General features: G+C 51.1%; 11 protein-coding genes. 5 read left to right on the top strand and 6 right to left on the bottom strand.

Annotation, left to right across the window (positions count from 1 at the left end; all coding sequences use genetic code 11):
• Positions 1 to 119 precede the first annotated feature (119 nt).
• From BUB37_RS14030 to BUB37_RS14010, 5 genes are all read right to left on the bottom strand, one after another.
• A complete protein-coding gene (locus BUB37_RS14030) occupies positions 120 to 2,432 on the bottom strand; it encodes a M1 family metallopeptidase (RefSeq protein WP_072994447.1) in 2,313 nt (770 codons plus the stop codon).
• A 61-nt stretch (positions 2,433 to 2,493) separates the two neighbouring features.
• Positions 2,494 to 3,000 carry a DUF6702 family protein gene (locus BUB37_RS14025; RefSeq protein WP_072994446.1) on the bottom strand — a complete coding sequence of 169 codons (507 nt, stop codon included), beginning with the start codon at positions 2,998 to 3,000 and terminating at the stop codon, positions 2,494 to 2,496.
• 48 nt (positions 3,001 to 3,048) lie between these two features.
• Positions 3,049 to 3,879, bottom strand: a complete 831-nt coding sequence (locus tag BUB37_RS14020) for a hypothetical protein (protein WP_094766736.1) — start codon at positions 3,877 to 3,879, stop codon at positions 3,049 to 3,051.
• 58 nt (positions 3,880 to 3,937) lie between these two features.
• Entirely contained in the window at positions 3,938 to 4,720 is a 783-nt protein-coding gene (locus BUB37_RS14015; protein WP_072994445.1) for a carboxypeptidase-like regulatory domain-containing protein, read from the bottom strand.
• Positions 4,707 to 5,456: a hypothetical protein gene (locus BUB37_RS14010; protein WP_072994444.1), complete on the bottom strand. Its 750-nt coding sequence runs from the start codon at positions 5,454 to 5,456 to the stop codon at positions 4,707 to 4,709. The genes BUB37_RS14015 and BUB37_RS14010 overlap by 14 nt, the downstream gene beginning before the upstream one ends.
• 329 nt (positions 5,457 to 5,785) lie before the next feature.
• Here BUB37_RS14010 and BUB37_RS14005 point away from each other — a divergent pair, with 329 nt between their 5' ends.
• The 5 genes from BUB37_RS14005 to BUB37_RS21650 all read left to right on the top strand — a co-directional run bounded on the left by BUB37_RS14005 (position 5,786) and on the right by BUB37_RS21650 (position 12,535).
• Positions 5,786 to 9,199, top strand: coding sequence for a vacuolar protein sorting family 37 protein (locus BUB37_RS14005; RefSeq protein ID WP_072994443.1), 3,414 nt, complete (start codon positions 5,786 to 5,788; stop codon positions 9,197 to 9,199).
• Positions 9,200 to 9,232: 33 nt separating this feature from the next.
• Positions 9,233 to 10,381 carry a T9SS type B sorting domain-containing protein gene (locus BUB37_RS14000; protein WP_072994442.1) on the top strand — a complete coding sequence of 383 codons (1,149 nt, stop codon included), beginning with the start codon at positions 9,233 to 9,235 and terminating at the stop codon, positions 10,379 to 10,381.
• A 220-nt stretch (positions 10,382 to 10,601) separates the two neighbouring features.
• The gene (locus BUB37_RS13995; protein WP_072994441.1) at positions 10,602 to 11,342 is read left to right on the top strand and encodes a M15 family metallopeptidase; all 741 of its coding nucleotides are present in this window, start codon (positions 10,602 to 10,604) and stop codon (positions 11,340 to 11,342) included.
• Positions 11,343 to 11,381: 39 nt separating this feature from the next.
• Positions 11,382 to 12,149: a M48 family metalloprotease gene (locus BUB37_RS13990; RefSeq protein ID WP_072994440.1), complete on the top strand. Its 768-nt coding sequence runs from the start codon at positions 11,382 to 11,384 to the stop codon at positions 12,147 to 12,149.
• Positions 12,150 to 12,367: 218 nt separating this feature from the next.
• Positions 12,368 to 12,535 (top strand): DUF6747 family protein, encoded by a 168-nt coding sequence (locus BUB37_RS21650; protein ID WP_170863169.1) that lies wholly within the window; start codon positions 12,368 to 12,370, stop codon positions 12,533 to 12,535.
• 92 nt (positions 12,536 to 12,627) lie between these two features.
• Here BUB37_RS21650 and BUB37_RS13985 read toward each other — a convergent pair whose 3' ends face one another.
• On the bottom strand, positions 12,628 to 13,020 hold the full coding sequence (locus BUB37_RS13985; RefSeq protein ID WP_072994439.1) for an ankyrin repeat domain-containing protein: 393 nt from the start codon (positions 13,018 to 13,020) through the stop codon (positions 12,628 to 12,630).
• Positions 13,021 to 13,093 lie beyond the last annotated feature (73 nt).

The following is a 13,093-nucleotide window of genomic DNA, read 5'->3' as shown; positions in this document are numbered from 1 at the left end:
GACAAATATAGTGAAGATTGTGTTCGCTGCATAAAAAGACCCGTTAGGTTTTTTCATTACCTCGTCCCCTAGGGCAAGGCAACCCACCTAACGGGCCTTGATTTAATACCGGATACTACTTATTTGCCCTTGACATTGCCCTTCATCCGATCAAAATCGGAAGGGGTTTCCTTTGCGGGCCAAGTGTTGTTGCTCGTATCGATGTCGGCCGTTTCCATCTTGGGATCGACCACGATACCGGTAAGCTCGGTCTGGGAGGCCAGTACCACGCTTACCTCCTTATCGTTCTTGCGCCAAATTTCGGGCGGATAGGTAATGTTTTCGGTAGTGCCATCGGCGTAGGTATACTCGACGATCAAGGGCATGGGTATACCTCCCGGCTTGTCGAAGGTCACCTCATAGAAGTACTTGGGTTCCTTTACCTTGGCCCGTTCGCTGGCCGTCATGTTGTCCATCATGAACTCCTTGAGCGTTTGGGAGGTTTCGGTCGGTGCCTTGCCCTTTATATCGGGGTCGGCATCCTCACTTCCTTCCTCCGCCAAATAGACCAACGGCGGAAGATCGGCCTCGCTGATATTGCGTGCCGCCATATACTCCTGCATCTTCTTGCTCGGCTTATCGCTAACATAGTATTTTTTGATGCCCTTTACCCCGATATCGACATAATCGGTGGTATAGAACCAGCCTCTCCAGTACCAGTCGAGATCGACGGCCGAGGCGTCCTCCATGGTCCTAAAGAAATCCTCGGGGGTAGGGTGTTTGAACTTCCAACGTTGCGCATAGGTCTTGAAGGCATGGTCGAAAAGCTCCCTGCCCATAACGGTTTCACGCAGAATGTTCAAGGCCGTTGCCGGCTTGCCGTAGGCATTGGGCCCCAATTGGTAGACGTTTTCGGGATTCGACATGATCGGGGCTATCGTACTTTGGTCGCCCGCCATGTAAGGCACGATCTTGGAAGGCTCTCCCCTACGCGATGGGTATTTGCTGTTGGGGGCAATGGCCTCGGGATAGCGTTCGCCGAACTCTTGCTCGGCCATGTACTGCATAAAGGTATCGAGACCTTCGTCCATCCAGCCCCATTGGCGCTCGTCGGAGTTGACGATCATCGGGAAAAAGTTGTGTCCGACCTCGTGGATGATCACACTGATCATACCGTACTTGACCCTATCGGAGTAGGTACCGTCTTCGTTGGGCCTACCGTAGTTCCAACAGATCATGGGGTACTCCATCCCCTGGTTCTTGGCATGTACCGAAATGGCCTTGGGATAGGGGTAATCAAAGGTATGTGACGAGTACGACTCCAAGGTATGGGCCACTACCTTGGTCGAATATTCGCCCCAAAGCGGGTTGCCTTCCTTGGGGTACAAGGAAACCGCCATTACATCGCGGTCGCCGATTTTAACGGCCTGCATATCCCAGATAAACTTTCTCGATGTGGCAAAGGCGTAATCGCGGACGTTCTCTGCCTTGAACTTCCAGGTCTTTTTCGCTTTCGAAAACCCTTTTTCGGCTTCCTCGGCCTCCTCTTGGGTAACGATCAATACGGGTTTGTCGTACGATTTTTTGGCCTTCTCGTAGCGTTTCAACATCTCTTTCGAGAAAACCTCCTTTCTGTTCTGAAGTACCCCCGTGGCGTCGAGCACGTGGTCGGCGGGCACGGTAATGCTCACCTCGTAATTTCCGAAGGGAAGGGCGAACTCGCCGCTACCCCAGAACTGATGGTTCTGCCAGCCCTCAACATCGTTGTACACGGCCATTCTCGGAAAAAACTGGGCGATGACATAGGCCCGGTTGCCGTCTTTGGGAAAATACTCGTATCCCGAACGCGCCCGGTTGACCGTATGGTCGGGAATATTGTAGTTCCACTTGATGGAGAACGAAATCTTTTCCTTGCTCTTCAAGGGTTGTGGAATATCGATACGCATCATGGTCTGGTTGATGGTATAGTTCAGGGGCTTGCCGTTGGCATCCCTTACATAGTCGATCACAAAACCACCGTCAAAGGGCTCGGTAAAATACTTTTGCACGAAGGCCCCGGCCTGCTCGGCCATGGGAACCCCACCGCCGTTTCTCAGGGGCGACTTCGAATCCTTGGCCCTTACGTTTTGGTCTAACTGCACCCACAGGTACTCGAGGTCATCGGGCGAATTGTTGGTATAGGTAATGGTCTCTTCCCCGTAAATCTTGGCGTTCTCGTCGTCGAGTACGATGTCCATCACGTAATCGGCCTGTTGTTGGTAGTAGTCGGGACCTGGTGCCCCGGATGCCGACCGATAGGTGTTGGGGGTGGCGAATTCTTCATAGAGCTGTTTGAACTTGCTCTGGTTGTAGTGCCCTGGTTCCTTTTCCTGTTGGGTTTCCTGCCCCTGGACCGTCGCCAAGGCAGCGAACATAAACAGGGCGGAAAAAATGTGATACTTGAATCTGTTCATTTTGATCGTTAGTTTATAATCTGCGAAAAATAAAGTTTTTTAAGGATACGTTAATTAATTGTTACAAGTTTAACATTCCTTTAGCACGCGATTTAACAAGTACGAAACTTTTCTTCTTGTTCTTTAAATTAATGTGAACCAAATTCTGCTGCTCTTCGAAGAGGTCGGTCAGCATCGCGTTTTCGATCTCGACCGTTTTGATCGCACTTAGGTCGATCTCGGGAATCTCGATATAGCAGACCATGACGTCGTTGTCGTAGCGCTTTCCGATAAAATCGTACTCGACCGGCCGGTCATCTATAGAAACGAGAAATTTGGTGCGCAGGTATTTTTCGATGTAGGCGTCGGCCAATGGCGACTCCTTTTCCGTGGCCAGTTCGGCATCCAGGTCGTAGCGCGCCATCAAAAGGCGGTCAAAATCGTCGATAAACAACCGCGTGGTGATCTGAATGGCCTTGTCCTTTTCCGAATAATTGACATGGGTAACACTCACATAATACTTATGTACCGCGGTAAAGGCGAACAGGGGGAGCAGCAGTAAGGGCAGCAACTTTTTCAACGACTTCATAATCCTATTATCTGGTACAAAAATAGGCAAATGTTATGCCAAAAACAGCTATTCCAGGCCGTTGTTTTTACGGTACACCGGGGCCTTTCCTTCCATATCCACATAGAGAGCGGCCATGTCTCCGGTGTTGGCGAGCTCCTTAAACCCGTCATCGACCATGCAGTAATCCAAAAAAGCGTTTATATGGGGTTCGGGAAGTTTTAAGGTTTCCACAAAAACAAAATCTGTAAAGAACGACCGTATCGCGTCTATTTGCCCCGCTTCCTTTTCAATGGCCCCGTACTTTTTTTCAAGCTTGGTGCGACCCGATAGGTCGTCCGATAAGCGAACGATCTTTAGGTCGAGGCGCAGATCGGGTATCAGCCTTATGGTATCGTAGCCCGCGAGCAGGTTCATGTACTTGTTCAATCGAAAGGTTTTGCCCACACCTTTGGGCCTAAGCCTGGTCTTTTTGTTTTCCAGGCCCAATGAGCGCGCCGTCACCACATGGGTTACCGGCATCCGGTCCAAATCCCTGCCCATGTCCCCGGTCAAGTTGTAAGGGGTTACCACTACCTCCTCGAGTAGGGTCAGCGCTTCCTGCAAGGGCACTATAAACAATTTACTTTCCAGTACCTGCTTGGTAACCACCACTATCTTTTTTCTGAACTGCACGGCAGAAAAGACCAGGGTATCGTTCAGGCTGACCTCGATATCGAAAAAACCATCGTTAGTCGTTATGGTGGCCTTTTCGGTCGTGGTGTTCAACACGTGGGTACCCGAAACGTCGTGTTCGGCATTGTACACGCGCCCCTCCAAGGTCTCGGGGTCTTGGGCCCTCCCCACAAAGAAAAAGACCCACAGTGCACATGCAAAAAAAAGCTTTCGAAAAGGTTTCATAATGGACAGGTTTGGCCCTATTTTACCCCAGCCCGGTTTTCAGGGGCCGTGCCCTTGGTTACTCTTCGGCGTTGTGCCTTCGGTACACCTCACTTTTACGCCTAAGAAACTCCCATATCTTAAGCCGGTCGTGGGTATCGACCACGGTTTGAAAGGTCGGGTCTACCTCACAGAAATACATAAAATCGTCTATTTTTTCCAGGGGGATCTTCAGCTCCGAGACGTATAGCGAGTCGGCGTAGAATTGCCTGACCCTTTGGGTCCGGTTGTACCGTTCGTTTCGCGCCACCCGCTGCTTGAGCATTTTGGTACGCCCCGTTATGCCGTTTATGATCGGGTTTAGGCCTACCAGGCCACCTCCCGTCGTAGCCTCGTTGAGCAGGCGTTCGGCCTGGCTCGGAAATACGGCATAGGCGTTGGGCAGGTTCAAGGTGGATGCCGTAACCACGGGCTCCGTCGTCAAACGGTTCAGGTCCCTGCCTATATCGCCCGATAGGTTATAGGGCATGACGACCACCTCGTCGAGTTCGGTCAAGGCCTCTTCCAAGGGCACCATGAGCAACTTGCTCTCCAATACCTCGAGGGTAACCACCATTTGTTTGCGTTTGTACTGTACGGCAGAGAAGACCAAGGTATCGTTCAAGGCCGCCGAAATGGAAAAATACCCGTTGATATCGGTAATGGTCGCCCGTTCGCTCGTGGTATTGAGCACATGGGTGGCGGCCACATCGCCATCCTTACTGTACACCCTTCCCTCCAGTCGTTTTGAAAGTAGATCCTGGGCGGCCAAGCTGGTGCTCGCCCCGAGAAAGGCCAATAAAAAGGTACTAGTCTTGGTCATTCATTTGTTTTCGGTATGCTTTGCTCTCGTTTACCAAAAAATCGATCAGTTGAAATTCGTTTTGTTTGAGCAAAAGGCTTCGCTGTGGTGTATGGGCATCCACATAATCGAGAAAATTATCGATCTCGGCCTGCGACAACTTAAGGTCGACCACGAAAAACTCGTCGTCGTACACCTGGCGCAGCACCTCGCTTACCTTTAAGCGCGGGCGCTGTACCTGGTCGTCGCTTTTGGCCGCCTTGGCCAGGGCCTTAAAGATGTTGACGAAATTTATGCCGTCCCTCATTCCCCGTTCCGTCTGGCTCAACGAAATGTTCTCGACCTCGGTCGAGCGGTCGATATCGTACTCGACTTCCTTGAATTCCTCGTTGCGCAGCTGCAAAAACTTCTCTTGGTTCTCGGGGGTAACCACCACCTCGTCGAGTTCGGTCACCTTTTCCTTTACCTCGACGACCAAGCGCCCGTTCGCGATGATCTCGGGAGTTACCTTTACCACTTCCATCTGGTAGTTGACCGCCGTAAAGGCCAACTCGTCGCCCGCCTTCGCATTGATGGCAAACTGCCCGCCCTCATTTGAAATCACGGCACTCTCCGTAGTAATGTTGATCACATTCTCATTGGGTACCGGAACATTGCGGTACAAAACCGTGCCTCTCAACAGGTGGCGCCCGTCGTCTTGGGCATTCGCCATCAGGGAAACAAAAAGTATGCAAATCAGGGTAGGGATATTCTTCATTGGATTGTTTTAATAGATAATTTTAAGTTTCGCCCAAGCGGGTCTATCGATAGTACAAAAAGTTTTGTCAACCAATGGCCAAACCTGATCGAAAGCTCGTACTTAATATAAAAAAGTGTATAAAGAAAATACATGTAGGGCTCTTAAAAAAGCGGGTACATCTAAACTTTTGTTAATTCGTAAAAGTCGGACCTAAGGTTAAAGTCCGCCTATTGTAAGAAAAACTTTCACCGTTCAACTATGCGAAAAGGTAGTTTATCTTGATAAGTTAGTAATGTATACAGATAATTATATTTTTGTTCACCCTAATAGCTATAAATATTGATCTTATGCTAAAGCACTATGCCTTACCTTTCTTACTGATAGGTCTTTTATTGACTACCGTAACGCAAGCGCAGGTTAAAATCGGAGATGATCCACAGACCATCGACCCCGCTTCCATTCTCGAGCTGCAAAGTTCGGACAAGGTGTTGGTGATCACCCGGGTCGACGAAGCACAAATGGCATCCATAGCGCCCAGCCGTGGCGCCTTGGTCTACAACACGACGGCCGGCTGTGTCTTTTACTACGACGGCGTGCAGTGGATCAATCTGTGCGAGGCCGGTTCGGCGGGCAACCTGACCGCCGATGCCATCGTAAATGCCGAAAGCACCATAGTAATTACGCCGACGGCCGACGGGGCCAATTTTGAGGTAGCCCCCGGCAGTATCAACAGCGAGCAGATCGTCGACGGGGGCATCAACGGGATCGACATCCAAGACGGTTCGATCGGCCCGGGCAAGTTGCAGGACGGTTCGGTGACACAGGACAAGCTATCGGAAAACTCGGTAGGCGCCTATGCCCTGGACAATGACAACATCAACCTCAGCGACTTTACCAACGACGAAGGTTTTATAACCGGTGCCGATGTCGTGAGTCCCGATCCGAACAACAGCATTACGCCCGACGCCAATGGGGCGGCCTTTTTTAATGCCCAGCCCCTACAAGACGGGATCGACAACAATGCAGCGGCCATTGCGGCGGCCGTAGCGGCCGACGGCGACACGGACGCCACCAACGAATTGCAAGATATTACCCTTGTCGGCGACCAATTGACCATTAGTGGCGGAAGCACTGTCACCATACCGACCGCCGACGGTTCGGACACCAAGATCATAGACGGTACCAATACCACCGTCAGTGGTGCCGGAACGGACATCAGCCCCTATGCCATCAACGTCACCCCCGACGGCGACGGAGACAGTAGCAATGAACTTATCACAAGTGCCGTGCTAAACGCCTCCAACGTGCTGGTAATTACCGAAGGGGGCGTAGATACCCCGGTCGACCTAAGTCCCTTGGCCGGAGGCGGGGACGACAACCAAACCGCCGCCGAAGTACCCGCAGCGGCCACCGCCACCAACTACACCCCGACCTCAGCCGACGTAGAAGGCCATTTGGAAGGTATCGATGCGGCTTTGGCCACGGCCACCACCCCCAACCTTTCCACGGTCTTGGGTGAAGGGAATGATGCCGGAACAGAAGTAATAAGCAATTTAGGCGACCCGACGGCGGCCCAAGACGCCGCGACCAAACAATATGTCGACGACGAAATTACCGCCAGCAAGGCCCTGACCGACGGGAACATTCTCGTGGGGGATGCCTCCAACGAAGCACAGGAGGTGGTAATGAGCGGCGATGCCACCATCGACAATACGGGCGTATTGACCATCGAAGATGAAGCCGTTACCTCCGACAAAATAGCAAACGCCACCATCCAATTGGAAGATCTAAGCGATATGGGGGCGACCTCAAATGGGGAAATCATACAATGGGACACCTCTGCCAATTCAGGTGCGGGCGGTTGGACCATTGCCAATAACTCGGGTGGGCATAGTGGTACGGCAAAAGCAATATTTTTCGCCAATGCCGATGGTACTCCGACCACTGCAGATGACAATGACAATCCTAACGATGATTTTGGCTTAATATGGGATACGGAAGGACGTCCTGTAGGGTCAAACACCTACGGAGCTCTATATGTTGGGCGTAAAGGAGATAGTCCAACCCCTGGCAATTATGCCAAAGTGGTGATTAGCGAACGAATCCCGAACGGGCATGTTCAGGCAGGGCTTGCCTACCCACTACAACTCCAAAATGAAAGTGGCCAAGTAGGTAGCTCTTCGGGCATTCTTTTTGCCGTTGACCGTGGTGGTTCACACGGTAAGGGCGCTCTAGTTTACGAAAGACAAGATGCATGGGGCGTTGGTGATTTTCACTTTTTACAGAATACAGATAATACGGGAAATGCCATTCCTGACATTGCCGACAAAGCCTTTACCATTAAAAACAATAAGGACATTCAGTTGTACGGCAACCTCATTGCAAGAAACGGAGCTGGTTCCGATGGTCAGGTATTGATGACAAACGCAGCCGGGGAAACTGTTTGGGGCACCGGAGGAGGCGGACTCAGCGCTGTTACCGTTACGGCAGGCTCGTTTACCGGTGACGGTACCTCGGGCTCGGCCCTCGATATTGCCGACAATGCCATCGGTACCACCGAATTGGCCGACAATGCCGTAAACGCCGACAAAATTGCCGACGATGCCGTAGGCAGCGCCGAATTGGCCGACAATGCGGTCACCACAGCAAGCATCAACGCCGGAGCGGTCACTAGCGAAAAGATCGCCAACAATACCATCCTTGCCGAAGACCTTTCCGATATGGGTGCCACGACGAACGGACAAGTACTCAAATGGAACGGCACCGCCTGGGCACCCGGCACCGACGATACCAGTAGCACACCCTATACCGCCGGAGATGGACTAAGCCTGGCGACCAACGAGTTTAGCGTTAATGTTGACGATACCACCATCGGTATTTCGGGTACGGATCAACTGGAGGTGAAAGATGATGGTATTACTACGGCCAAAATCAAAGAAAGCCCAACAGATGGACAAGTATTGACCACCAGCGGCGGCGATGTGGTTTGGGCCGACCCGGTTAATCTAGAGAATAATGATGTGATTTTGGATGAAGAAAGAACTATCGACTTGAATGGTAATAACCTAATCATAGACGGTTCTGGAAGTGTTGGAATAGGCACAGACACTCCAGATGGAAAGCTTCATGTAATAGGAATTATCCGTACACAAGGTATACGTAACTCATCTGGTACCGCAGGTGTTCCCGCCTATCGTTTTACCGATAACGGTGATACAGGTATGTTCTTAGCCGATAATTCGGGGGTTTTAGGCTTTTCAGCCAACAATATTGAAGCCATGCGAATCGATGACAGCCAAAACGTAGGAATTGGACCAAATTTTGACAGCAATCCTATTGGAGCCAGACTTCATGTCGATGGAAATATTTGGGCCGATGGTGAAGTAAGGGCATCCGGGATCCTTATACCAAGCGATTCCGGACCAGTTGTCCCCGATTACGTTTTCCAAAAATACTTTTTGGGAAGCTCGGACCTAAAGGAAGACTACAGCTTTAGCAGCCTAGAAGAAATTGAAGCCTTTATCAAACAAAACCACCACCTGCCCGGGGTTACCTCGGCCGTAAAAGCCAAGGAAGAAGGGCATTGGAATCTGAGCGAATCGAATTTGCAGAACCTCGAAAAAATAGAGGAACTTTTTCTTTATACCATCGAACAGGAAAAGGAAATCGAAAAATTAAGGGCCGAAAACGAGAGCATGGCCCAAGAACTGGAGTCGATCAAAAAAGACCTCGAGGCGATAAAGGCACTTTTAAACCAATAGTCCTCCCACGCCCTTAAAAACACCCAATTGAAAATGATCGGAAAACTGTACATACCCGCCTTAGTCTTCGCCGCTTCGCTGCAGGCCCAAACGGCCCTGTACAATACGGGCAACCTCCGCATTCACGAGGGGGGACAAATGGGCTTCCATACCGACCTGATCAACGATGGCAGCTTCGACGAGAACCTGGGGCTGGTCGGTTTTTATTCGAACGGTAGCCGTACGGTCGACGGGATCTTTCCGCCCAGCTTTTTCGATGTGGAGTTCTATACCGAGAACGGCACGCTTTTAAACACCACGGCCAACGTGGCGAACACCGCCAATTTTATTACCGGCGATGTACTGACCCCGAGAAGCCAGCCTACCATTACCCTTAACTTTACGGATAACGGCGACGCCTCGGGCGCAAGCGACATCAGCAAGGTCGACGGCTATGCCAGTATCACCAACCAGCAAAATTTTATCTTTCCCGTGGGCGATTCGGAACAGTTGCGGCCCTTGGTCCTTAATTCGGAGGGGATCAACACCTTGGCCAAGGCGGCCTATTTTTACGAAGACCCGAACAGTCCCTCTACCTTTACCGCCTTCGACACCAACAGCAAGCCGAGCCGCTTGGGCGACATCAGCACCACGGAGTTTTGGCGCTTGGAGGGTTCGGTGCCCTCTACGGTACAGCTCTCTTGGAACGAGCGTAGCAATATCAGGGCCTTAAGCGACGACGTGTCGGAAATCGTGGTCGTGGGCTTCAACAAGCTCACCCGCCAATGGGAGAGCCTGGGCGGTCCGGCATCGGTCGGCGACCTGATGCAGGGTGTGGCGGTTTCGGCTTCCTTCGTACCCGACAATTACGAGGCCTTGACCTTCGGGGCCTTCGCCGAGCCCAGGGACTACCTCGACCTCGAGAATTATTTCGTATCGCCCAACGGCGACGGCATCAACGACTTTCTCGACATACCCGAACTGGCCTTATCGCCCAACAACCACATGCAGATCTATAACCGCGAGGGACTCAAGGTTTTCGAACAGAGCAACTACACTAACGAGTTCAACGGCTTCTCGAACCAGAACAACTTTGTGGTCGGCCGCGACAAGGGACTCCCCTCGGGGGTCTATTTCTACATCGTATCCTTGGACGACCTCGGCCTCGAGTTCCAGGGTTTTCTTTACCTGGCCAACGACTAAGGCCTATCTTTCTTGGGCCGGTCGGCCCCTGTAAAGGCTCGGGCCGCATTTTGTGCCCTTTGCACCTTGCATCGGTATGAAAAAAAATGCCCGCTTCGCCGAATCCATCACACGATAAAGGCCCTTGCGAACGTTATCAATACGGCAAGGACCCGATCTTGGCATCAATTTTGGGTATCTTTGTTAAGATTGCGAACCTGATTAAAACTTAAATGCTACTATGGAACGACGGACATTCATAAAAAAAGGCGGATTTACCGGGCTTGCCCTAACGACATTGCCCCATTTGGCGTTTTCAAAGGACAAAGACCTCGAATTCAGCATCTTGGAGCTAATGGGAAAAAGCGACATCAAGCTTTACGGCAAGGGCATCAACCTGCGCAAGGAGGCCCACGACGCCTTTGTCGAGATGAAGCAGGCCGCCTACCGCGACGGCATCGACCTAAAGGTGGTATCGAGCTACCGCAGTTTCGAGCGTCAGCGTACAATTTGGGAACGCAAATTCATGAAGTATACCGAAAACGACAACATGGCGCCCTTGGCGGCCATCGATAAGATCATAGAGTATTCGACCATACCGGGCACCAGCCGCCACCACTGGGGCACCGATGTGGATATCGTCGACGGCAACCGCAAGGTAACGGGCGACGTACTGGTACCTTCAAAATTCGGCGAGGGCCAGCCCTATGCCGATTTCAAGAAGTGGATGGACGAGAATGCCAAGACCTACGATTTCTATCTGGTATACACCGACGTTCCGGGACGTAGGGGCTTTAAATACGAACCCTGGCATTACAGTTACGCCCCCCTTTCGAAGCCCATGCTCGCCGAGTTCAGGAGAAAAAACCTGATGCAGCTTTTAAAGGATGAGGATTTTTACGGCGCAGAACATTTTACCGAGGGATTTTTGACCCACTACATACAAGACAACATCTTGGATATCAATACGGAACTTCTTTAACTCTTTTTCGTATATTGTTTCCGTTAGAACACGATAACCATGGGAAGAAGCAGTTGGAAGATTCGGATTTTTATCGGGCTGGCCATAGTGGCCTTTGCCTTTATCAAGCGCTGTAGCAGCAAGGAAGAAAATCCGTATACGGGCCGGGTACAGACCATCAATATGAGTCCGGAGCAAGAAATCGCCATTGGGCTGCAAAGCACTCCCGAGATCGCACAGCAATATGGGGGGCTATACCCCGATGAGCGCCTTCAGGCCTATGTAGACCAGGTGGGCCACCGCCTCGTACAGAGTAGTATCGCCCGCGAAACGCCCTACCAATACGACTTTCACCTGCTGGCCGACGACCAGACCATTAACGCCTTTGCCCTTCCGGGCGGACCGATATTCATCACCTATGCCCTTTTCAAACAGCTAAACGAAGCCCAATTGGCCGGGGTACTGGGCCACGAGATCGGTCATGTTATCGGCCGGCATTCGGCGGAGCGCATCGCCGAGGGCGAGTTCTGGCAGACCTTGTCGACCGGCGCCTCGGTAGGGGGCGACCTGGGCGGACTCGTAGGCGGTATCGGCCAAAATACCCTTTTGAGCAACGGTAGGGACGACGAGTTGGAAAGCGACGACCTCGGGGTTCTCTTTATGATACAATCGGGCTACCGGCCCGAGGAGATGATCAAGGTGATGGAAATCTTAAAAGCGGCGGCCGGTCCCGACCGCACCCCCGAATTTCAAAGTACCCATCCCGATCCCGAAAACAGGATCGCCAAAATTCAGGAATCGATCGCCAAATACCGCAACCAGCAATAAAAAGGGGCCCTATTACCAAAGAAAGCTTTTTCTTAGTATATAAATCCTTTGAAATGCCGTTAATTTCGATGAAACGCATACCCTCCCCCTAAGCCAAGGGCATTATTTGTATATCTTTACAGCATCCCAAATGTGCTTACCCAAGCGACCCTGATTTAACCCTTATAGCTTTGATTTACTAACAGATGGCAGCCCTGCCTATATGAAAATGAAACTATATGGGAACACTTACACACTTTAGGAACCTTTATGTCGAAGCGTTCGACAATTGCAAACCGGAAATCGCGGTAATAGTGCTTAAGGCCTATTCGGTTTTCAGTGCTATTATGATCCTTATGGCCGTTTACGCCTTTACGGAAAGGCTGATCAATGGATACGAATTCTAAGGTTTTTTTACCTTACTCTTTTATGGGAACACTATGAAAAAAGCGACCCGGGCAATGCCCGGGTCGCTTTGTTACAAACCTTTCCGTCGGACCTAGCTGCCCATGGCAGCCTCTATGACCCGAAGGGCATCGACCGCATTGGAAAGTTCGGCATATTTCTTTACCGTAAAGCCCTTGTCACTGCGGATCGTCAAATCGGCACCATTGTCGATCAACAGCTGCAGGATCTCCGCCTTGTTGTAGCGTGCGGCGAAGATGGCCGGTGTCATGCCCAAAGATTTTTGGTTCACGTCCTCGCCGAGTTCGATCAATTTCTTTACCATGTCAATGTCGCCCTTCATGATCGCCTTGCAGAACGAACTTACCTCCAGGGTTTTGAGCGCGGTTACTTTTGTGGGTTGTGGATCTACCTTGTGGTCATTGGCCAAAAGGCTGCTAGATGATAACAAACAAACCAAGGCTGCGTAAATAATGGGTTTTTTCATGATGAATGATTTTAAGATTGATGAATATTAAATACACCCAATAGACGCCCGGGCCGCCATTTTGTTTCAGAAA

It is taken from the genome of Pseudozobellia thermophila, from assembly GCF_900141855.1.
GTDB classification, from domain to species: Bacteria; Bacteroidota; Bacteroidia; order Flavobacteriales; family Flavobacteriaceae; genus Pseudozobellia; species Pseudozobellia thermophila.
The sequence above is the reverse complement of the archived record's forward strand: the minus strand, read 5'-3'. Positions and strand labels throughout refer to the sequence as shown.

What these genes read in the sequence shown, in the direction of transcription:
- BUB37_RS14030 (WP_072994447.1), bottom strand. Translation starts at nt 2,432, where the DNA reads ATGAACAGATTCAAGTATCACATTTTTTCCGCCCTGTTTATGTTCGCT.
- BUB37_RS14025 (WP_072994446.1), bottom strand. Translation starts at nt 3,000, where the DNA reads ATGAAGTCGTTGAAAAAGTTGCTGCCCTTACTGCTGCTCCCCCTGTTC.
- BUB37_RS14020 (WP_094766736.1), bottom strand. Translation starts at nt 3,879, where the DNA reads ATGAAACCTTTTCGAAAGCTTTTTTTTGCATGTGCACTGTGGGTCTTT.
- BUB37_RS14015 (WP_072994445.1), bottom strand. Translation starts at nt 4,720, where the DNA reads ATGACCAAGACTAGTACCTTTTTATTGGCCTTTCTCGGGGCGAGCACC.
- BUB37_RS14010 (WP_072994444.1), bottom strand. Translation starts at nt 5,456, where the DNA reads ATGAAGAATATCCCTACCCTGATTTGCATACTTTTTGTTTCCCTGATG.
- BUB37_RS14005 (WP_072994443.1), top strand. Translation starts at nt 5,786, where the DNA reads ATGCTAAAGCACTATGCCTTACCTTTCTTACTGATAGGTCTTTTATTG.
- BUB37_RS14000 (WP_072994442.1), top strand. Translation starts at nt 9,233, where the DNA reads ATGATCGGAAAACTGTACATACCCGCCTTAGTCTTCGCCGCTTCGCTG.
- BUB37_RS13995 (WP_072994441.1), top strand. Translation starts at nt 10,602, where the DNA reads ATGGAACGACGGACATTCATAAAAAAAGGCGGATTTACCGGGCTTGCC.
- BUB37_RS13990 (WP_072994440.1), top strand. Translation starts at nt 11,382, where the DNA reads ATGGGAAGAAGCAGTTGGAAGATTCGGATTTTTATCGGGCTGGCCATA.
- BUB37_RS21650 (WP_170863169.1), top strand. Translation starts at nt 12,368, where the DNA reads ATGGGAACACTTACACACTTTAGGAACCTTTATGTCGAAGCGTTCGAC.
- BUB37_RS13985 (WP_072994439.1), bottom strand. Translation starts at nt 13,020, where the DNA reads ATGAAAAAACCCATTATTTACGCAGCCTTGGTTTGTTTGTTATCATCT.